We start from the raw sequence: 20,900 nt of genomic DNA, 5'->3' as shown, positions 1-20,900 counted from the left end.
TGTCTCGCCGAAAGCGCGTTGTGGCAAGCGGCTTTTTGTCCAAATGCGTCCGCAAAAATGAACGGCGCGCATCGCTGCGCGCCGTTCTGAACTTGTGTTTAGGCGCTGTCAGCCGGCGGCGGTTACCGCCCGCTGTCCCATCACCTTGACCAGGTTCGCGCGGTAGTCCGACGAGCCGTGGATGTCGGCGAGCAGGCCGCTCGCCGAGATCGTGACACCGTCGAGTGCCGAGGCCGACCAGTTCGCCTTCAACGCCTGCTCGATTGCAGGCACCCGTATGACGCCGCTCTGCGATGCACCGGTTGCGGCGACGCGAATGTCGCCCGCCTTGGTTTTGACGACGAACACGCCGGTCAGCGCGAAGCGCGAGGCCGGATGCCGCATCTTGGCATAGCTGGCCTTGACCGGAATCGGGAACGTAACCGCGGTGATGATCTCGCCATCCTCAAGCGCCGTCGTGAACAGGCCCTTGAAGAAGTCTTCCGCGGCGAGCGAGCGCTTGTTGGTCTTGATGGTTGCGCCGAGCGCCAGCACCGCCGCCGGATAGTCCGCCGCCGGATCGTTGTTGGCGAGCGAGCCGCCGATCGTGCCGCGATAACGCACGGCGGGATCGCCGATCATCGATGCCAGGTGAGCGAGCGCGGGGATCGCCTTCTGCACGGCGTCGCTTTGCGCGACGTCGTAATGCGTGGTCGCGCCCTTGATCGTCACGGTATCGCCGGACACGTCAATGCCGACCAAGTCCTTGATCTTGGCCACGTCGATCACGTCGGAAGGCGCGGCCAGGCGCTGCTTCATCACAGGAAGCAGCGTCTGTCCGCCGGCCAGGAACTTGGCTTCCTTGCCCTTGCCGAACTGGGCCACGGCATCGTCGACCGAGGATGCGCGGTGATAGTTTGTCTCGTACATCGTATCCTCCTCAACCGTGAATGGCATGCCAGACGCGATCGGGCGTCGCGGGCATTTCCAGCTTGTTGTTGCCGATGGCGTCCGTGATCGCGTTGATCACGGCAGCAGAAGCGCCGATCGCACCAGCTTCGCCGCAACCCTTGACGCCGAGCGGGTTGCCCGGGCACAGCGTCGTGGTGTGGGAGAGCTTGAACGACGGCAGGTCGTCGGCCCGCGGCATGGTGTAATCCATGAACGACGCGGTCACGAGCTGAGCGTTTTCGTCATAGACCGCGCCCTCCAGCAGCGCCTGGCCGATACCTTGCGCCAAGCCGCCATGGACCTGACCTTCGACGATCATCGGGTTGATCAGCCGGCCAAAGTCGTCGGCCGCCACGAAGTTGACGAAGGTGGTCTTGCCGGTGCCGGGATCGACCTCAAGCTCGCAGATATAGGCGCCGGCCGGGAAGGTGAAGTTGGTCGGGTCGTAGAACGCGGTCTCCTTCAGGCCGGGCTCCATGCCGTCGGGCAGATTGTGCGCGGTGTAGGCCGCGAGCGCGACCATCGGCAGCGCGATCGACTTGTCGGTGCCGGTGACCTTGAACTCGCCATTCTCGATCACGATGTCGCTCTCGGAGGCTTCGAGCGCATGCGCCGCGATCTTCTTGGCCTTGGCTTCGACCTTCTCCATCGCCTTCACAATCGCCGTACCGCCGACCGCGAGCGAGCGCGAGCCATAGGTGCCCATGCCGAACTGCACCTTGTCGGTGTCACCATGGACGATCGAGACCTGGCTGATCGGCACGCCGAGACGTTCGGCGATGATCTGGCAGAACGTCGTCTCGTGGCCCTGGCCGTGGCTGTGCGAGCCGGTGAGTACCTCGATGGTGCCGACCGGATTGACGCGGATCTCCGCTGACTCCCACAAACCGACGCCGGCCCCTAAGCTGCCGACCGCCTTCGACGGCGCGATGCCGCAGGCCTCGATGTAGCAGGAGAGACCGATGCCGCGCAGCTTGCCGTCGGCCTTCGCCTTGGCCTTGCGAGCGGGGAAGCCGGCATAGTCGATCGCCTTCATCGCTGAATCGATCGAGGCGTTAAAGTCGCCGACGTCATACGCCATGATCACGGGCGTCTGATACGGGAACTGGGTGATGAAGTTTTTCCTGCGCAGCTCGGCCGGATCGACCTTCAACTGCCGCGCCGCGGTCTCCATCATGCGTTCGATCAGATAGCTCGCCTCGGGACGGCCGGCGCCGCGATAGGCATCGACCGGCGTGGTGTTGGTGTAGACGCCCATCACCTCGGCGTAGATCGCCGGGATGATGTACTGGCCCGACAGCAGCGTCGCGTAGAGATAGGTCGGCACCGCCGAAGAAAATAGCGACATATAGGCGCCGAAATTGGCGTGGGTCTTCACCCGCAGGCCAAGGATCTTGTTGTCCTTGTCGAATGCCATCTCCGCCTTCGAGACGTGGTCGCGGCCATGCGCGTCGGTGAGGAATGCCTCGGAGCGGTCGCCGGTCCATTTCACCGGGCGATCGACCTTCTTCGACGCCCACAGCGCCACCATCTCTTCCGGGTAGACGTAGATCTTGGAGCCGAAGCCGCCGCCGACGTCGGGCGCGATCACCCGAAGCTTGTTCTCCGGCGCGATGTTGTAGAACGCCGACAGCACCAGGCGGGCGACGTGCGGGTTCTGCGACGTGGTGTAGAGCGTGTAGTGCTCTTCGGCCGCCTCGTAATGTGCGATCGCCGCGCGCGGCTCCATCGCATTCGGCACCAGGCGGTTATTGGTGAGCTCGAGCGTCACCACATTGGCGGCTTTGCTGAACGCATCCTTGACCGAGGCTTCGTCGCCGATATGCCAGTCATACACGACGTTGCCGGGGGCTTCGGGATGCAGCTGCGCGGCGCCGGGCTTGATCGCGGCCTTGATGTCCGGCACCGCGGGGAGTTCTTCGTAAGTGACGACGACGGCCTCGGCCGCGTCCTTGGCCAAATTCTTGGTCTCGGCAATCACGACTGCGACCGCCTGTCCGACGAAGCGCACGGTCTCCGGCGCCATCGCCGGCCATGCGCCCATTTTCATCGGCGAACCATCCTTCGAGCTGATGGCCCAGCCGCAGATCAGATTTCCGACCTTGTCATCGACGATCTGCTGCCCGGTCAGCACCGCGATCACGCCGGGCATCTTCATCGCCTCTGACGAATCGATGCCCTTGACCTTGGCATGCGCATGCGGACTGCGGATGAAATGAGCATAGGTCATGCCCACCATTTTGACGTCGTCAACGTAACGACCTTTACCCGTAATGAAGCGGCGGTCTTCCTTGCGCACGACGCTTGCGCCAATGCCTTCAACGCCCATGTCTATTCCTCCCAACGGAGATTTCGATGTGCCGCCGTTTCCATCGAAACCGGCGGTGATGAATCTGATGATGTCTCGCTTGTACGCGTCCGCTATTCGGCGGCTTGCGCAACCTTCATGCGACCGGCCGCATCCAGCACCGACTTGACGATGTTGTGGTAGCCGGTGCAGCGGCAGATGTTGCCTTCGAGTTCGTGGCGGACGGTTTCCTCGTCGAGGTTGCCACCATGGCGATGCACGATGTCGACCGCGGACATGATCATGCCGGGGGTGCAATAGCCGCACTGCAGGCCGTGATTGTCGCGGAACGCCGCCTGCATCGGGTGCAGTTCGTCGCCCTTGGCGAGGCCTTCGATCGTGGTGACGTTGGAGCCTGCGGCCTGGCCGGCCAGCATGGTGCAGGATTTGACCGCCCGTCCATCGACATGGACGACGCAAGCGCCGCACTGGCTGGTATCACAGCCGACATGGGTGCCGGTCAGGTTCAGGTTTTCGCGCAAGAGATGCACGAGGAGGGTCCGGTCCTCAACGTCGACCGAGACCGCCCTGCCGTTTACCGTCAGTTTGACTGTAGACACGCGTTCCTCCCAAAGGTCTCATTATCGGCCCAGTAGAGCACGCTTCATTTGGGACGTAACCGCGATCAAAGTCGTAGTTGCGGCCTTGTCATGAAGGCGCCGGGCCTATGTTCCGATCCTAGCAGGCAGTTGCCGGATCGGCAATTTGCAAGCGCAAACGGATCGCCCAAATCAGACATGATGGGAGTGCGTTCGCGACATCAGCGATCGTCAAATCGGCGACCGCGATGCAACGCAATCCGTCGCCGCGGCCGCTACTACCTTCCGCCTATAACGAGCGACAGACGTTGCTGTCATCTTCGCCGCCGCTGCAGCGACGAAAGATCGCGCGTTCATAAAATTGGGTAGCGAACCACGCCCGCGATGCATCCATCGCGGCAACGAAACCTTATTGGAGGAAGCAGATGAAGCTAAGAAGCGGGACTTTCTTTGCCGGCGTGTCGCTGGCTACCATATTGATGGCGGGCGTTGGCGCGTCGAACGCCAATGACTCGGTCGTCAAGGCCGCATCGGATCCCAATGGATGGGCGATCGCGGGCCACGACTATGGCAATACGCGCTTCAGCCCCCTGAAGCAAATCAATTCCGAAAATGCCGGCAAGCTGCAGCTGGTCTATTCGAAGTCGCTGGCCTCGTTGCGATCCAACGAGTCCTCGCCGCTCGTGATCGGCAAGACGCTCTACGTCTCGACCTCGTGGGGTCCGAAATACGTCTACGCGATCGATGCCGCCACCGGCGCGCCGAAATGGACCTATCAGCCCGACATCCCCGATGACGTGCTTCAATATGCCTGCTGCGACGTCAACAGCCGCGGCGTGTCCTATGCCGACGGCAAGATCTTCGTCGGCCGGCTCGACGGCAAGCTGACGGCGCTCGATGCCGAGACCGGCAAGGAACTCTGGACCTCGACGGTGGTCGACTACAAGCAGGGCTCGGTCATCACCTCGCCGCCGCTCATCGTCCGCGACAAGGTCATCACCGGCTTCGGTGGCGGCGAGTACGGCGTCCGCGGCTCGCTGCAGGCGTTCGATCTCAGCAACGGCAAGCTGCTCTGGCAGAGCTTCACGGTACCGGCGCCCGGCGACCCCGGCAGCGAGACCTGGAAGGGCGACACCGGCCTGCATGGCGGCGGCGCCGCCTGGCTGGTCGGCTCTTATGACGCGAAGTCCGACACGGTCTATTGGGGCACCAGCAATCCGGGCCCCTGGAACACTGGCGTGCGCTCCACCGGCGACGGCAATTTCGGCAAGCTGACCAACCTCTACACCGCTTCGACGCTCGCGATCGATCCCAACACCGGCAAGATCAAGTGGCACATCCAGGGTACGCCGGCCGATGCCTGGGACTATGACGGTGTCAACGAATTGCTGCTCGCCGATCTCAAGATCAAGGGCACGGAAACGCCGGTGCTGATGAAGGCGGACCGCAACGGCTTCTTCTTCGTCGCCAACCGCGAAACCGGCAACGTGATCTCGGCCGAGAAGTATGTCTTCGCGAACTGGGCCAAGAAGTGGGACATCGACACGATGCGGGCCGAAGAGGATGCCGACAAGCGTCCGGGTCCGGGCCATCCCGCCAAGGATATCTGCCCGAACCTGATCGGCGGCAAGAACTGGCAGCCGATGTCGTTCAATCCGCAGACCGGTCTCGTCTACATCCCGACCAACAATGTCTGCATGGACTGGGCGGTCAGTGACGTGAACTACAAGCGCGGCGTGTTCTATCTCGGCGCCGAGTTCCCGACCAAGGAAGGGCCGGGCGGATTCCTCGGCGAACTGGTGGCCTGGGATCCCATTGCCAACAAGAAGGTGTGGAGCATCAAGGAAGACCTGCCCTTTAACGGCGGCACGCTGACAACGGGCGGCAACCTGGTGTTTTCAGGCAATTTGCACGGTGACTTCCGTGCCATCGATGCCAAGGACGGCAAGGTGCTGTGGAGCAAGAACCTCGGCAGCGGCATCGGTGCGGGTCCGGTGACCTACTCGGTCGACGGCAAGCAGTATGTCGCGATCGTAGTGGGACGCACGGCGGCGCTGCCGGCGTTCCTCGGTGACATCGGCAAGAAGATGGTCGCCGCGGCGCCCGAGGGCGGCTCGCTGTTCGTGTTCGCCCTGCAATAATGACCGAGACGATGGAGACAGCAATGTCCGTGCTTTGCATGACCCGGAATAAACTGTGCGGCTGTTCGCGTCACGCGCGGCTGGGAAGGGCAATCCGGATTGCGCTGCTCTCCACGTTCCTGATGGCGCCGGCCCTGTCGGCCGGCGCCGAAGAGGCCAAACCGCTGCGGCTCTGCGCCGATCCGACCAATCTGCCGTTCTCGAGCGACGATCCTGCCAAACCCGGCCTTTATCTGGAGATCGGCCAGGCGGTAGCGCAGAGGCTCGGTCGCACCGTGAGCTATAACTGGTACAAATCCTATTTCGGCAAGCGGACCGTCCGGGAAACGCTGCTCAGCCGGCAATGCGATGCCATGGTCGGGCTGCCCCTGGTCGACGATTTCATGGGCCCTGCCGTGATCTTCTCCAAGCCGATCGCCCATGAGGGTTACGCGCTGGTCGGCGCCAAGGACCGCAAGCTCGCCGGCCTCGACGATCTCAAGGGATTGCGGGTCGCGGTGCAGTATCAGTCGACGCCGCAAAATCTGCTCGCGATGCGTGACGAGATCCAGAAGGTCACCGTGCTCAGCCCGGACGAGGGCATGGCGGCGCTGGAGCAGGGCAAGGTTGACGCCGCCTTCATCTGGGCGCCGGTGGCGGGCTGGCTCAACAGGAGCGTCTATGCCGACAAATATCAGGTGGTGTCGACCGAAGGCGACGGCCTGCTCTGGGAGACCGCGATCGGCTTTGCCAAGGGATCAAGCGCGCTGCGCGATGAGGTCGACTCCGTGCTGCCGTCACTGCAGCCGGAGATCGCCGCGCTGTTTGCCAAATATGGCGTGCCGAACGGTGCACCGGTGAAGTTCGGACAGGTTGATCGCGCCAAGCCGTTCGCCGAGGCGCGCGGGCCAGTCACAGTGGGGCAGGCTGTCGCGACCGACAAGCCGGTTCAGACCGCGGCCGTGACCGGAGACATCAAGGTCGGGCAGGAAACCTTCAACGGCACCTGCGCGCATTGCCATGGTCCGGATGCGGTGCAGGCGGAGCGGAAGATCGACCTCAGGCTCCTGAAAAAGCGCTATGCCGACGACATGGAATCGACCTTCTGGAAAACTGTCCATGACGGACGGCCATCCAAGGGCATGCCGGCGTGGAAGGACGTTTTCAGCGACGATGAACTCAAAAACGTATATGACTATCTGCAGACTGTGCAGGACACCGCAAATTAGAGGCGGGGCGAGTGCAACATCCATGCGAGAGTCCTCATGATGGGGTTCCTGATCATCGACGATCACCCCTTGTTCGGCGAGGCGCTCGGCAACGCCATCCGAATCTCGCATCCCGATGCCCGCATCCACGAGGCGACCTCGATCAAGGGAGCACTCGGCATCCTCGCCAGCGAGCCGAACATCGACCTGGCGCTGCTCGATCTGCTGCTGCCCGATGTCGTCGGCTTCTCGGGGTTCCAGAAGATCAGGGATCGCTATCCAAGGCTGCCGATCGCGATCGTCTCGAGTGAAGAGGATAAGCACACGATCCGTGAGGCGCTGGAAATGGGCGCGGTCGGCTATCTGCCGAAATCGACCTCGATCGGCGAGCTCTCGCAGGCGATTGCGCGCGTGCTGAGCGGCTCGGTCTCGGCGCCGCGGGATTTCGTCGCCGCCGGCGCATTGGAGCAATCCGAGACTGTGCGGACGCTGCGCGAGCGGATCCAGAAACTCACGCCGCAACAGATGCGTGTCCTTCATTTGATCACGCGTGGGCTGCAGAACCGCGAGATCGCGACGGAACTGAAACTCGCCGAGTCCACCGTCAAGGCGCATGTCACGGAGATCCTGCGCAAGCTGAAGCTGTTCAGCCGCAACAAGGCGATCATTGAGCTCGGCAAGATTCCGCTTTCGGTGCCGGACGCCTATCCCGGCGTGAAGTCGGAGAAGACGTCCTAGTTTGTTGCATTGCAAGGCGGCTGCATCGAATGCCCACCTATAGGCTGCACCTCGGCTTTGAGATAACGTCGTAACCACGATGGCTGCCTCAAATGATTTGGGAGAGGACCGCGCAGCGGTGACCACGACAGGGCCCTTGGCGGACGAGCCGCCGGTGAGCAAGGCGAGCGCACCTCGGCTGCTGATCGTCGAGGATCACCCGTTATTCCGCGCAGCCCTGATTGGCGTGATCGGCGCCGAGTTTCCCGATGCCGAGGTGTTGCAGGCGACGTCAATCGACGATGCGCTGGAGGCCATTGCCGCACGCGACGGCCTCGATCTGATCCTGCTCGATCTGTCGATGCCGGGAACGACGGGGTTGTTGGGTGCATATCGGGTTCGCGCCGCCGCACCGCGCAGCGCTCTCGTGATTGTATCTGCGCATGACGATTCCCGGATCATCGGCGGCGCGATCTCGCTCGGGATTTCCGGCTATATCCCGAAATCCACGCCGAAAGCCGAGCTGGCGCGGCTGTTGCGCGGGATCCTCGAAGGCGACGTTTGCCTGCCCACGCGTTTTCGCGACACTGCCGCCGCCCGGAAAGGCCAGGCCGAGATCCGGGAACTGATCCAACGTCTCGGCCAACTTACCTCGCAGCAATTGCGGGTGCTCGACATGATCTGTCACGGCCTGCAGAACAAGCATATCGCCTATCAGCTCAATATCTCGGTCACGACCGTGAAGGTGCACGTCTCGGAAATCCTGCGCAAGCTCGACGTGCGAAGCCGGACCGAAGCCATCATCACGCTGTCGAAGCTGGATTTCGGCAAGCACGACCACGCTCCGCCATCGCGCGGCGGCCATTCATAGCCGTGCGGCCGGCTGCTCCGCGGCCAGCAGGAACGACAGCAGCGAGCGCATCTCGGCGGGCTTGATCGGCTTCTTCAGCAACTCGTGGCCGAACGCCGAAACGTCGGAGGCGGCCTTGGCCGAGTAGTCGGCGGTGACGATGATCGCCGGAACATCGGTCTTGATCTCGTTGCAGATCAGGTCGACGGCCTCGATCCCGGTCTCGCCATTGTCGAGGTGAAGGTCGGCGATGATGGCGTCGGGAATGCCGTCCAGCGCGCGGATGCGTTCGAGCGCTTCAGCCTTCGAGATCGTCACGGCGACGTCGCAGCCCCATTTTTCCAGCAGGCTGGCAAGGCCCTCGGCGCTCGAGAGGTCATTCTCGATCAGGAGGATCTTGGCACCCTCCATCCCGCCATAGCGATAGTCGACGCTGGCCTGCTCGCGAACCTGCATCGCGACGGGCTCGGCACTGCGGGGAACGGTGACCGAGAAGACCGAGCCCTTGCCCGGACGCGAGGTCAGCCGGATGTCGTGGCCGAGAACGCCGGCAAACCTGCGTACGATCGAAAGGCCAAGCCCGATACCGACCTTGTCGCCGGCGCTGCTCTCGCCGCGCTGGAACTCAACGAAGATCGCCTCGCGCTGGGTTTCCGGAATTCCAGGACCGGTGTCGTGCACCTCGATGCAGATATTGTCGCCGCAGATGCGGCATCCCATCAGCACGCTGCCGCGCTGCGTGTAGCGCAGCGCGTTGGCGAGCAGGTTCTGCAGGATCCGGCGCAGCATCAGCGTATCAGACCGGACCACGCCGGACGACGGCATGATGCGAAGCGTGAGATTGCGCTTCGCCGCGGTCGGGCTGAATTCCTGCTCCATCGGCTCGAACAGCGAAGCGATTGCGACCGGGCCGAAATCGGGCCTGAGCACGCCCGCATCGAGCTTGGAGATATCGAGCAATGTCCGCAGCATGTCCTCGAGGGTTGCCAGCGAGCGGTCGATCTGCTCGGTCAGGGCGATAGCCTTGGGCTCGGCCGCCATCTCCGCCAACGCCGACAGCGTCAGCCGAGCCGCGTTCAGCGGCTGCAGCAGATCGTGCGTCACCGAGACCAGCACCGACGATTTCAGCGAGCTTGCCGCCTCGGCCTGCTGCTTGGCCTGCAGCAGGCGCCCGTTGGTCTTTTCCAGCGATTGCAGCACCTGTTTGAGTTGCTGGGTACGGTCGCGAACCTGCTGGTCGAGCGCGATCGCCGTCTCGAACAGCGAGAATGCGTTGAGCTGCTGGTCGGTCGAACGCTCGACGCGCGACATCAGCGCCGCGTTGATCTTGCGCAGCTTCTCGGCCTCGCGCTCGAGCGCCGCGATACGGCTGGTTCGTGTATCCGTCATTGTGGAACGACGGCCCGTTTGCCGATGGCGACGCCGGTCAGCGTCTGATTGACGTGCATCGAACGATACTGCTCGCCATAGGTCTGAAAGCCAATCACATTGTTGCGGCGATAGAGTTCCGACATTTCCCGCGACAATTGGTGCTGTTCGACGTCAAGCCGGCGCAGCACGCATTCGAAGCCGATGAAGATCGAGACCTCGCCGAGGTCGTCGGTGATCTCCTTGAGCAAGTCGCTGGTGGCATCGACCGGATCGCGCTCCCGCGCCACCGTTAGCACCATGCCTTCGTCGACCGCGCAGAAGAAGCGGAGCGAGCCGTCTGGATCCATGCGCTGGATCGAGCGCGCATAATAGGCACCGCCGACCCGCACCAGCACGGGATGCGCGGCAAACGAAAACGCGTCGAGCTTGCTGTCGCTGATGCCGACGGCGCGTGAATATTCCAGCGCCGCGGGCTCGGCGTTGATCTCCTTGACGATCCGATGCTCGATATCGGCCTCGGTCACCACCATCTTGGTCGAGGTCGGCTCGAAATGATCGCATTTGAACAGGCGAAACGGCAGCCGGGTCTTGATCAGGATCAGGACGGCGGCGTCGGTGAGCGCCTTGCCGCCATGGAAGACCCACGATTTCTCGAAGCGCATGCCGTCGCCGGCCGAGCCGCCGACGATCGGGATATCCTCCAGCGACGCGTAGATCGCCGACATGATGGTTTCTTCACGCTGGCACATCCCGTCGATGAGCAGCAAACCGAAGGACTCCTGGCCAGGTTCGCAATGCTCGGTCCGTTGCGCGAATTCCTGCTGCAGTTCGGTGCAGATCGAGCGGCCGCGGTCGACCCGGAATGTCGCGAGGTCGAGCAGCGGGCGGGCCGCGATCACGAAGTCGGCCGCATTGAACCCCATCGCGACCACGCTGTCCTCGTCCCAACCGCCCGGCGAGAGTTCGCCGGCCGTCGTGCAGCCGAAGATCGGGATATCGGGCATGCGGCGGGACAGTTCGGCGATAAAAATTTCGGGATCGTAAAACGGCGAGACGAACACCACGGCCATGGCGAGCCTGGCGTGTGCCAATTGGCGCGCAATTTCGTCCGCGGCCTCTCGCGGTCCGTCGGTCTTTGCCTTCGCCACGACGATGCTGTCGCCGGCGCTGCTGTGCTGCTCCGCCAAAGTCGTTCTCCCCGATCTATTGTTCTTCTCGAGGCATCTTTTGGCCTCTTGATAACAGTGTCGTGCAGGGAGACATCATTGGCCGGCCAATTTGCCGGCAGGTGTGTTCGACGCGAGCGCCGATAGCGCCATCCGACGCAATGACATGGGACGCCTCCCGATGTGTTGTCCGGCCGCGGGCAGCGGCCGGGACTTCTTGTAACAGGTCTAGGTTATCGGGGCCGGCTTTCCCGTCAATCGCGAATGCGGGTAAATCAGGCCGCGCGCTCGGCCGCATCGAGTTCCGCGACCTCGTCGTCACTGAACACCCGGCTGCGGGTCAGGAATCGGACGCCTTCCGGGGCTTCCAGCGAGAAACCGGCTCCCCGGCCCGGCACGACGTCGATCAGGAGCTGGGTATGGCGCCAGTATTCGAACTGGGCGGCGCCGATATAGAAGTCGCAGCCGGCGATCTGGCCTAGGTGAACGTCCTGGGCGCCGGTCCGGAATTCGTTGGCCGGGTAGCACATCGGCGCGCTGCCGTCGCAGCAGCCGCCGGATTGATGGAACATCAGCGGACCGTGCAGCGACTTCAGCTGCGCGATCATCTCTTCGGCTTTCGGAGTGACTTCGACCCGGGCAACCATGGTTCTGCTCCCGTTCCTGTTGATCACGTGGCGAAGCCGTTGCGGGAGGCTGAATCCCGCAACGGCCGATGGCGTGGGCGAGCCCGAATAGTCTTCGCCCCTAGAAGAATCCGAGGGCGTTCGGCGAATAGCTGACCAGCATGTTCTTGGTCTGCTGATAGTGCGACAGCATCTTCAGATGGTTCTCGCGACCGATGCCGGACTGCTTGTAACCACCGAATGCCGCATGCGCGGGATAGAGGTGGTAGCAATTGGTCCAGACCCGGCCGGCCTGGATGGCGCGGCCAAAGCGATAGGCACGGGTGCCGTTGCGGGTCCATAGGCCGGCGCCGAGCCCGTAGAGCGAGTCGTTGGCGAGCGCCAGCGCTTCCTGTTCACCGTTGAACTTGGTCACCGACACCACCGGGCCGAAGATCTCCTCCTGGAAGATCCGCATATTGTTGTGACCTTCGAACACCGTCGGTTCGATGTAGTAGCCCTCGGCGAGCTCGCCCCCGAGATTGGCCCGCTTGCCCCCGGCGAGGACCTTGGCGCCTTCCTTCCGGCCGATGTCGAAATAGGACAGGATCTTCTCGACCTGGTCGTTGGAAGCCTGGGCACCGAGCATGGTCGAGGGATCGAGCGGGTGGCCCTGCTTGATCTTCTCGACGCGCTTCAGCGCACGCTCCATGAAGCGGTCATAGATCTTGGCGTCGACCAGCGCGCGGCTCGGGCAGGTGCAGACCTCGCCCTGGTTGAGCGCGAACATCGCGAAACCTTCCATGCACTTGTCGAAGTAGGCGTCGTCCTCGTCCATCACGTCGGCGAAGAAGATGTTGGGCGACTTGCCGCCGAGCTCGAGCGTCACCGGGATGATGTTCTCGGAGGCGTACTGCATGATCAGCCGACCCGTCGTGGTCTCGCCGGTGAACGCGATCTTGGCGATGCGCTTGCTTGACGCGAGCGGCTTGCCGGCCTCGACGCCGAAGCCGTTGACGACGTTGACAGTGCCGGGTGGGAGGACGTCCGCCAGCAACTCCATCAGCACCAGGATGCTGACCGGGGTCTGCTCGGCGGGCTTGATGACGACGCAATTGCCGGCGGCGAGCGCAGGCGCAAGCTTCCAGACCGCCATCAGCAGCGGGAAGTTCCAGGGAATGATCTGGCCAACCACGCCGAGCGGCTCGTGGAAGTGGTAGGCGACGGTGTCATGGTCGATTTCCGACAGCGAGCCTTCCTGCGCGCGGATGACGCCGGCGAAATAGCGGAAATGATCGACCGCGAGCGGCATGTCGGCGTGGGTCGTCTCACGGATCGCTTGCCATTGTCGAGGGTCTCGACCATCGCCAGCAGGTCGAGATTGGTCTCGATGACGTCGGCGACCTTGTTGAGGATCTTCGACCGTTCGGCGACCGAAGTCTTGCCCCAGGCGTCCTTGGCCTTGTGCGCGGCGTCGAGCGCGAGCTCGATGTCTTCCGCCGTCGATCGTGCCACGTGGCACAGCCGCTTGCCCGTCACTGGGCTCGGATTCTCGAAATACTGACCCTTGACCGGGGCAACCCACTTGCCGCCGATGAAGTTGTCGAACTTGTCGCGGATCAACTTGGTGCCTGTCACTTTCGCAAGTGCTTCCTCATACATCGCTTCCTCCGTTATGCCGGTGCCTGAATCTGTACGTTCGGGCGTTGGTCCGGGCGGTGCCGGACACTGCGATATATACTCTCGAATACAACGGGGACCAAGGTAGTAGGCGGATCGTCGGTCGGCGTCGGCGTGGTCTGAGCCGTTTTTCCGAAGGGCACGGAATTGAGGTCGGCCCTGGCCCGGTTCCCCGGTGTCCGCCGTCGGGACGTCTTCTGTTGACGCGCGGAGATGCCACCGGCGACTGATATCCCCGTTGTTCCGTGTATTTACGTAGCTTTATCGATTCTACCTTAGTGTCCCGTTCCGGGTCCGGGGCGGCGTCGCTGCCGGATACCGCGTGGTTTTCAGAATGAAGACGAGGGGTTGCATGCCGGAGCTTAAGCGATCGCGTTCGATCAAACTCCCAACCCTTCGGTTCCGCGCCAAGATCATGCTGGGCTTTGCCGTGACGCTCGCCATTTCGGCGGCGAGCATGGGCTTCGCTTACTGGGGTTTCGAGCGGGTCTCCGGCGGGGTCGAGTCCTATCGCCAGAGTGTCGCTGAGGCTGACCTTGCCCGCAACATCGACCGCGAGCTGATCTCTTACGGTGCGCTGGCGCGCTATTATGTGATGACCGGCAAGGAGGACGATGCCAAGGCAGCGCTCGCGGCCGAGGCCAGCCTCAAGGACGCCATCCTGGCCTCGACGAAGGGCACCACCAGCCCGGCGCGGCTCGAGCAGGTCACCAAGCTGGAGCGCGAGTTCCGCACCTTCACCAAGATCTTCGCCGACATCGTCAGGGCCAAGGACGAGAGCGCGCTGGTCGCGCAAAACAAGCTGACCCGCAGTGCGACCGCGATGCGCTACAAGCTCGACGATCTCCCGAGCAATGCCGATGATTCGGAGCTGCAAACGATCCAGTTCGGCGCCAAGAAGGTCACCGACCAGATCCAGTCGATCACCTCGGCCGTCAGCACTTTCATTGTCAACGGCGACAAGACCGTCGCCGCCAGTGCGCTCGCCCGGCTGAAATTTGCGGATAATCTGGTGAAGGCGATCACCTCGAAGGACGAGCGCGTCACCCAGGGGGTGAAGGATATCACGGCGCTGCTGGAGGAGTACCGGGAAGCGCTCGCCAAGCTGATCGAGAATTCGAAGTCGATCGACCGCCTGACCGTCGAGATGACGGCGTCCGTTGCTGCCATCAGCGAGGGCTCGGCTGCGATGAAGGCCGGCCTGCTCGCCGACCAGAAGCGGCTCGAGAACGAATCGCATGCCACGATCGGCGAGACCGAGCGGCTGATCCTGATGCTGGCCATCGGCGGTCTCGTGCTGGGACTTGTCTGGGCGTTCCTGCTCGGCAAGGGCATCTCCCGGCCGATCGCGGCGATGTGCGCCGCGATGCGCGAGCTCGCGGCGGGCAATTTCGACGTCGTGCTGCCCGGTCTCGGCCGTCGCGACGAACTCGGCGAGATGGCGGCTGCAGTGGAGGAGTTCAAGGTCCAGGCGGTCGCCAAGGCCGAGCGCGATGCCGCGACCCAGGAGGCACAGAACAAGGCCAGCGCCACGGCGCGGCGCGGTGAGTTGATCCGTTTCGCCGACGAGTTCGAATCTGCCGTCGGCGCGATCGTCTCCAACGTCTCGGCCTCCGCCGTGCAGCTCGAATCGGCGGCGGGCACGCTGACCCGGACCGCCGAGACCACGCAGAATCTCTCCAGCCAGGTCGCTGGCGCTTCCGAGGAAGCCTCCAGCAACATGCAGTCGGTCGCCTCCGCCACCGAAGAGCTGTCCGCTTCCGTCGCCGAGATCGGCCGCCGCGCCAAGGAATCGAGTCAGATCGCCGATTCTGCCGTGCGCCAGGCCGAGCAGACCGATGCGCGGATCGGCAAGCTGTCGCGCGCCGCGCAGGAGATCGGCGACGTGGTCAAGCTGATCACGGCTATTGCCGAGCAGACCAATCTCCTGGCGCTGAACGCCACCATCGAGGCGGCGCGCGCCGGCGACGCCGGTCGCGGCTTCGCAGTGGTCGCCGCCGAGGTGAAGTCGCTGGCGAGCCAGACCGCGAAGGCCACCGACGAGATATCCAACCATATCTCGGGCATGCAATCTGCGACGCAGGAATCGGTCGCTGCGATCAAGGCGATCGGCGGCACCATCGGGCAGATTTCCAGCATTGCGACGACGATTGCGAGCTCGGTCGAGCAGCAGAGCTCGGCGACGCAGGAGATCGCCCGCAGCGTGCAGAACGTCGCACAGGGCACGCAGGAAACCGCCACCAGCGTCACCGAGGTCAACCGCGGTGCGACCGAGACCGGCGCGGCATCGGAAGAGGTGCTGAATTCGGCCCGTTCGCTGTCGGTCGAGAGCACGCGGCTGCGCGAAGAACTCGATCGCTTCATGGCGAACATCCGCGCGGCGTAGTTTCACCGCGCAGCGTAATCTCACCATCGTCATCCTGGCGAAAGCCAGGATCCATAACCACCGCTCGTGATTGTTGACGGCACAGCTGGCCGCGTGCCTTTTGCCATGGCCGCGGCGTATGGGTCCTGGCTTTTTCGCCAGGACGACGAGGTTGGTGTTGCGGCGGAACCCTCGCACATCGCCGGCGTTAACTCGCCGTGGCGGGCATCCTGTTTGCCGCAATCTTGGGAGTGAGAACCTTGGAACGCTCCGTTCCGGGGTTTTTCCCATTGGCCAATTCTGATGAACCTGCAGCGGACACAGCCGAGCTCATTGACGACGGACGAGGCGAGAGTGCCGGCCGCGCGGGATGACGGCCGCATCATCGAGACCTCGATTCCGCTCCGGCTCGACAATCTGCACTGGAGCGGCTTTCACACCCGCGTCGTGCTGGCGCTCGGCATTACCTGGATCCTCGACGGGCTTGAGGTGACGCTCGCCGGCGCATTGTCGGGCGCGCTGAAAGACAGTCCGGCGATGAAGTTCTCCAACGCCGATGTCGGTCTTGCCAGCAGCGCCTACCTCGCCGGTGCGGTGCTCGGGGCGCTCGGCTTCGGCTGGCTCACCGACCGGATCGGTCGCAAGAAACTGTTCTTCATCACGCTGGCGCTGTATCTCTCGGCCACTGCCGCGACGGCGCTGTCGTGGAGCGTCGCAAGCTATGCGTTGTTTCGCTTCCTCACCGGCGCCGGCATCGGCGGCGAGTACACTGCGATCAATTCGACCATCCAGGAGCTGGTGCCGGCGCGTTATCGCGGCTGGACCGATCTCGTCATCAACGGCAGCTTCTGGATTGGGGCTGCGATCGGCGCTGTAAGCGCCATCGTCCTGCTCGATCCCGCGGTGCTGGCGCCGGATCACGGCTGGCGGATCGCCTATTTCACGGGAGCTGCGCTCGGCCTCATCGTGCTGTTGATGCGGATGTGGATTCCGGAGAGCCCGCGCTGGCTGATGATCCACGGCTATCCCGACCAGGCCAACAAGATCGTCGCTGAGATCGAGACGTCCGTCCTCGGTCATGAACAACCGAGCGACGGTTTCGAGATAATCAAGATTCGGATGCGCGATCACACCCCGTTGCGCGAGGTCGCAACGACGCTGTTCTCGACCTATCGGCAGCGTTCGCTGGTTGGGCTCACGCTGATGGCCGCGCAGGCGTTCTTCTACAATGCGATCTTCTTCACCTTCGCGCTGGTGCTGACCGATTTCTTCGGCATCCCCGCCAACGATGTCGGCTGGTACATCCTGCCATTTGCCGCCGGCAACTTCCTCGGGCCGCTGCTGCTTGGCCGTCTCTTCGACACGCTTGGCCGCCGCACCATGATCGCGCTGACCTACGGCATATCGGGCGTGCTGCTGGCGCTGTCCGGCTATCTGTTCTCAATCGGCGCGCTGAGCGCGCAGGGCCAGACCATCGCCTGGATGGTGATCTTCTTCTTTGCCTCACCGGCCGCGAGTGCCGCCTATCTCACCGTCAGCGAGACGTTTCCGCTGGAGGTCCGCGCGCTCGCGATCGCCATCTTCTATGCGATCGGCACCGGCATCGGCGGCGTGGCGGGGCCAGCGCTGTTCGGCGTGCTGATCGACACCGGATCGCGCAACTCTGTTTTCGCCGGCTACCTGTTGGGGTCGGCTCTGATGATCGCGGCGGCAGTTGTCGCGTGGCGCTACGCCGTCGCGGCAGAGCGGAAATCGCTCGAAACTGTCGCGCGACCGCTGGCATTTGTGGAGTAGAATGACATGAAGCATGATTTGGCCGGAATGCACATGGACGAAGATATCGCCCCTGACGACGACGTGACGCCGGATAGTGTGCCGGTGCCGGCAGCGTTGATCCCACATCTCAGCCGAACTGCGGTGCTGCTCGATATCGACGGCACGTTGCTCGATTTCGCGCCGACGCCGCGCGAGGTCTGGGTGCCGCCGGAACTGTCGAAGACGCTGAAGCGGTTGCACGAGCGCACCAACGGCGCGCTGGCGCTGGTCAGCGGGCGTTCTCTGAATGACATCGACCTGATCTTCGCGCCGGATCAGTTTCCTGCGATCGGGGGCCACGGCGCCGAGATGCGGCTTCAGCCCGACGGCGAATCGGTCGCAGCCCACGCGCCGCCGCTGGACCGGGAATTGAAACGCCGTCTTGCCGCGATCGCAAAGCTCAGTCCCGGCATCCTGCTCGAGGACAAGGGCTACTCGCTGGCGCTGCATTATCGGCTTGCACCGCATGCCGAGAAGGCGATCTATGAAGCGGTGTCGTTGATCCGCGCCGATCTGCCGAACGCGCCGATCGAGGTGCTGCCAGGCAAGAGCGTCTGCGAGATCAAGAATTCCGGCTTCACCAAGGCAACCGGCGTGCTCGAACTGATGACGCATGAGCCGTTCAAGGGACGGCGTCCGTTCTTCATCGGCGACGATGTCACCGACGAGACCGTGTTCGCGATCATGCCCGACCTCAACGGTCTCTCGTTCTCTGTTGGCCGTCGCGCGAACGGTGTGGCCGGACATTTCGATGCACCGAGCGATGTGCGCGCGTTCCTCGCGCATCTGCTCGATGACGAAAGGCCTGTAGCGTTGTCCTAATCGAGTCGGGTGCATCTCGTTCGAATCGTTCGAATGCGGTTGTTTTGCGTCCTGGCACACGTCTCGTGCGGAATTTTCTTTTTGCGAGTTCCCGCGAGTTCCCTCCTCGATCAGGAACCATCTCGATGAACGGTTGTTAATACGCGAGTTGATCAACAGGAGGGGACCGGGTGAACCTCGTCGTCGTATCGAACCGCGTGTCGCGCGGAAAACCCAATGAACCCATGACGGGGGGGCTGGCTGCGGCATTGTTGCCGGTTGTTGAGAAGACAGGGGCGATATGGGTTGGTTCCAGCGGCCGCGTCCGTGACGGGAGCCAGAAGGAACCTTTTGCAGAGGTCGAAGCCCTCGGTGCCGGTGCACTGGCGATGCTGGATCTGCCGGCGGCGCATTACGGCGGCTATTACGAAGGCTTTGCCAATTCGGCGCTGTGGCCCGCTCTGCATTCGCGGCCCGACCTCATTCGCACGTCGCAGGATGACTATGGCAGCTACCGCGAAGTGAACGCCTTCATGGCGCGTGCGCTGCTGCGATTCCGCAAGCCCGATTCCATCTTCTGGATCCAGGACTACCATTTCCTCGCACTCGGCGCCGAGCTGCGCGATCTCGACGTCACGCAGCCGATCGGCTTCTTCCTGCATACGCCGTGGCCGACGCGCGCGGTGATCTCCGGTGTGCCGCATCATCGCGAGCTGATCGAGGCGATGCTCGCCTATGATTTGATCGGCTTCCAGACCGATGAGGATTGCGAGAACTTCCTGAGCTATGTGCAGGACGATCTCGACCTCGTGGTTCGTGATGGCGTCATCACCTCGTCGTTCGGCCGCACCCGCGCCGCCGTGTTTCCGATCGGCATCGATCCGCAAAAATTTGCCCAGCTGGCGACCAAGGCGATGACGCATCCCGACGTGTCGCGGCTGCGGCGCAGCCTCAACGGCGAGAAGCTCGCGATCGGCGTCGACCGGCTCGACTACTCCAAGGGCATCGGCAATCGCATCAAGGCGTTCGACCGGATGTGGACGCTGCATCCGAATCTCAGGCGCTCGGTGTCGCTGCTGCAGATCGCCACGCCCTCGCGCGGCGCGATCGAGGCCTATGGCAATCTGCAGAGCGAGATCGCAAAGCTCGTCACCGACACCAACGGCGCGCATGGCGAGGTGGATTGGACGCCGATCCGCTATCTCAACAAGGGTTATAGCCAGGCTGTGCTCGCGGGCCTCTACCGGACCGCGCAGGTCGGCGTGGTGACGCCGTTGCAGGACGGCATGAATCTGGTCGCCAAGGAATATGTCGCCGCCCAGAACCCGGCCGATCCCGGCGTGCTGGTGCTGTCGAAATTCGCCGGCGCCGCCAACGAGCTCGACGCGGCGCTGCTGGTCAACCCGCATGACATCGACGGCATGGCGCGCACCATCGCGGCTGCGCTTGCGATGCCGGTGACGGAGCGGCGGATGCGCTGGGAAGCGATGATGGCGAAGCTCAATGCCGGTACCATCCAGCAGTGGTTCGCCGACTTCACCGAGGCCTTGCAGGATACACAGGGCACCGGCAGCGCGATCGTAGCCCAGCCGCGAACCCTGTGGCCACGCCGCGTGACGGACATCGCGGCGCGGCATCATTGAGCGCTGACGCAAGTTAAGCCGTTGTCCCAATTGTCGTCCCGGCGCAGGCCGGGACCCAACCACCGAGTCCAGTTGCAAGAGAAGCCGACGCCGCTTGTGCGCTTTCCGCGGGCCGCGGCGTATGGGTCCCGGCCTTCGCCGGGACGACATGAAGTTTGTTGCGGGCTTGAGAATCATATGTCCGCATTCTCGCGACATGATTTGTCCGAGCTTTGCATCTCGCTTCGCCCTCTCTTGAACAAGGGCGCAGGGAAAGCCGGGGGCGCGCTGCACCCGCGGTCTCGTGTGCAAAGTGAGAGAAAGAAAGCGCACACGAGCATACAGGTTCAGCGGGGGCACTCCGGCTTTCCCTGCGCGATGGTTTTACGGCTTATACGTGCTCTCCCCGGCGAGACTGGGCTTTGTTGTCACGCCGCGGGGCGGGGCCCCGGCGCCCTGCCGTGCCCGGGACTGATTTGCGCCTGACTGCGCCAAAGCCATCCGCCGACCCGGATCAGGCCGTCCCGCCGGTCCCACCGCAGGCCAGAATTATCCAATATTTTCAGTCAAGTGAGGAAATTTCGCGCCCGACGCCCGCGCTCCCTTGCAAAATCCCCCTTAGCCCTTCAAGAGAGGCCTCCCGGAGAGATGGCCGAGTGGCTTAAGGCGCACGCTTGGAAAGCGTGTGTGCGGGAAACCGTACCGTGGGTTCGAATCCCACTCTCTCCGCCACGCTCAGTCCCTTCGGGCTACGCGTGGCGCAG

The 20,900-nt window shown here is 63.3% G+C and carries 14 protein-coding genes, 1 tRNA gene and 1 pseudogene; 9 read left to right on the top strand and 7 right to left on the bottom strand.

Features of this window, described 5'->3' with window-relative positions; translation table 11 throughout:
• Positions 1–108 precede the first annotated feature (108 nt).
• The 3 genes from UP10_RS28865 to UP10_RS28855 form a co-directional block, all read right to left on the bottom strand.
• Entirely contained in the window at positions 109–909 is an 801-nt protein-coding gene (locus UP10_RS28865) for an FAD binding domain-containing protein (protein ID WP_044590642.1), read from the bottom strand.
• Positions 910–919: 10 nt separating this feature from the next.
• Positions 920–3,259 (bottom strand): xanthine dehydrogenase family protein molybdopterin-binding subunit, encoded by a 2,340-nt coding sequence (locus UP10_RS28860; protein ID WP_044590599.1) that lies wholly within the window; start codon positions 3,257–3,259, stop codon positions 920–922.
• Positions 3,260–3,351: 92 nt separating this feature from the next.
• Positions 3,352–3,837, bottom strand: coding sequence for a (2Fe-2S)-binding protein (locus tag UP10_RS28855; RefSeq protein ID WP_044540810.1), 486 nt, complete (start codon positions 3,835–3,837; stop codon positions 3,352–3,354).
• A 458-nt stretch (positions 3,838–4,295) separates the two neighbouring features.
• Here UP10_RS28855 and UP10_RS28850 point away from each other — a divergent pair, with 458 nt between their 5' ends.
• The 4 genes from UP10_RS28850 to UP10_RS28835 all read left to right on the top strand — a co-directional run bounded on the left by UP10_RS28850 (position 4,296) and on the right by UP10_RS28835 (position 8,732).
• On the top strand, positions 4,296–5,957 hold the full coding sequence (locus UP10_RS28850) for a PQQ-dependent dehydrogenase, methanol/ethanol family (RefSeq protein WP_044590598.1): 1,662 nt from the start codon (positions 4,296–4,298) through the stop codon (positions 5,955–5,957).
• A gap of 23 nt (positions 5,958–5,980) precedes the next feature.
• Positions 5,981–7,165 carry a c-type cytochrome gene (locus UP10_RS28845; protein WP_050043840.1) on the top strand — a complete coding sequence of 395 codons (1,185 nt, stop codon included), beginning with the start codon at positions 5,981–5,983 and terminating at the stop codon, positions 7,163–7,165.
• Between the two features lie 36 nt (positions 7,166–7,201).
• Positions 7,202–7,882, top strand: coding sequence for a response regulator (locus UP10_RS28840; protein WP_044590597.1), 681 nt, complete (start codon positions 7,202–7,204; stop codon positions 7,880–7,882).
• 154 nt (positions 7,883–8,036) lie between these two features.
• The gene (locus UP10_RS28835; protein WP_245321925.1) at positions 8,037–8,732 is read left to right on the top strand and encodes a LuxR C-terminal-related transcriptional regulator; all 696 of its coding nucleotides are present in this window, start codon (positions 8,037–8,039) and stop codon (positions 8,730–8,732) included.
• On the opposite strand, the gene UP10_RS28830 is transcribed toward UP10_RS28835, so the two are convergent.
• The 4 genes and pseudogenes from UP10_RS28830 to exaC all read right to left on the bottom strand — a co-directional run bounded on the left by UP10_RS28830 (position 8,727) and on the right by exaC (position 13,515).
• On the bottom strand, positions 8,727–10,100 hold the full coding sequence (locus UP10_RS28830) for an ATP-binding response regulator (protein WP_044590596.1): 1,374 nt from the start codon (positions 10,098–10,100) through the stop codon (positions 8,727–8,729). The two genes, UP10_RS28835 and UP10_RS28830, sit on opposite strands and share 6 nt — an antisense overlap.
• Positions 10,097–11,269, bottom strand: coding sequence for an FIST N-terminal domain-containing protein (locus UP10_RS28825; protein WP_044590595.1), 1,173 nt, complete (start codon positions 11,267–11,269; stop codon positions 10,097–10,099). The genes UP10_RS28830 and UP10_RS28825 overlap by 4 nt, the downstream gene beginning before the upstream one ends.
• A gap of 254 nt (positions 11,270–11,523) precedes the next feature.
• Positions 11,524–11,895 carry a DUF779 domain-containing protein gene (locus UP10_RS28820; protein WP_044590594.1) on the bottom strand — a complete coding sequence of 124 codons (372 nt, stop codon included), beginning with the start codon at positions 11,893–11,895 and terminating at the stop codon, positions 11,524–11,526.
• Positions 11,896–11,995: 100 nt separating this feature from the next.
• Positions 11,996–13,515: pseudogene (gene exaC, locus UP10_RS28815) on the bottom strand (acetaldehyde dehydrogenase ExaC).
• A 370-nt stretch (positions 13,516–13,885) separates the two neighbouring features.
• Here exaC and UP10_RS28810 point away from each other — a divergent pair.
• The 5 genes from UP10_RS28810 to UP10_RS28790 all read left to right on the top strand — a co-directional run bounded on the left by UP10_RS28810 (position 13,886) and on the right by UP10_RS28790 (position 20,868).
• Positions 13,886–15,919 (top strand): methyl-accepting chemotaxis protein, encoded by a 2,034-nt coding sequence (locus UP10_RS28810; RefSeq protein ID WP_044590593.1) that lies wholly within the window; start codon positions 13,886–13,888, stop codon positions 15,917–15,919.
• 282 nt (positions 15,920–16,201) lie between these two features.
• A complete protein-coding gene (locus tag UP10_RS28805; protein WP_156180316.1) occupies positions 16,202–17,692 on the top strand; it encodes an MFS transporter in 1,491 nt (496 codons plus the stop codon).
• 6 nt (positions 17,693–17,698) lie between these two features.
• Positions 17,699–18,535, top strand: coding sequence for a trehalose-phosphatase (otsB, locus tag UP10_RS28800; protein WP_044590592.1), 837 nt, complete (start codon positions 17,699–17,701; stop codon positions 18,533–18,535).
• A 170-nt stretch (positions 18,536–18,705) separates the two neighbouring features.
• Positions 18,706–20,157, top strand: a complete 1,452-nt coding sequence (locus UP10_RS28795; RefSeq protein ID WP_044590591.1) for a trehalose-6-phosphate synthase — start codon at positions 18,706–18,708, stop codon at positions 20,155–20,157.
• 621 nt (positions 20,158–20,778) lie between these two features.
• Positions 20,779–20,868: transfer RNA gene (locus UP10_RS28790), tRNA-Ser, on the top strand.
• The last annotated feature ends 32 nt before the right edge of the window (positions 20,869–20,900 follow it).

The sequence above is a fragment of the Bradyrhizobium sp. LTSPM299 genome (genome assembly GCF_000938235.1).
Taxonomy (GTDB): domain Bacteria; phylum Pseudomonadota; class Alphaproteobacteria; order Rhizobiales; family Xanthobacteraceae; genus Bradyrhizobium.
This window is presented reverse-complemented; position numbering and strand designations above follow the sequence as displayed.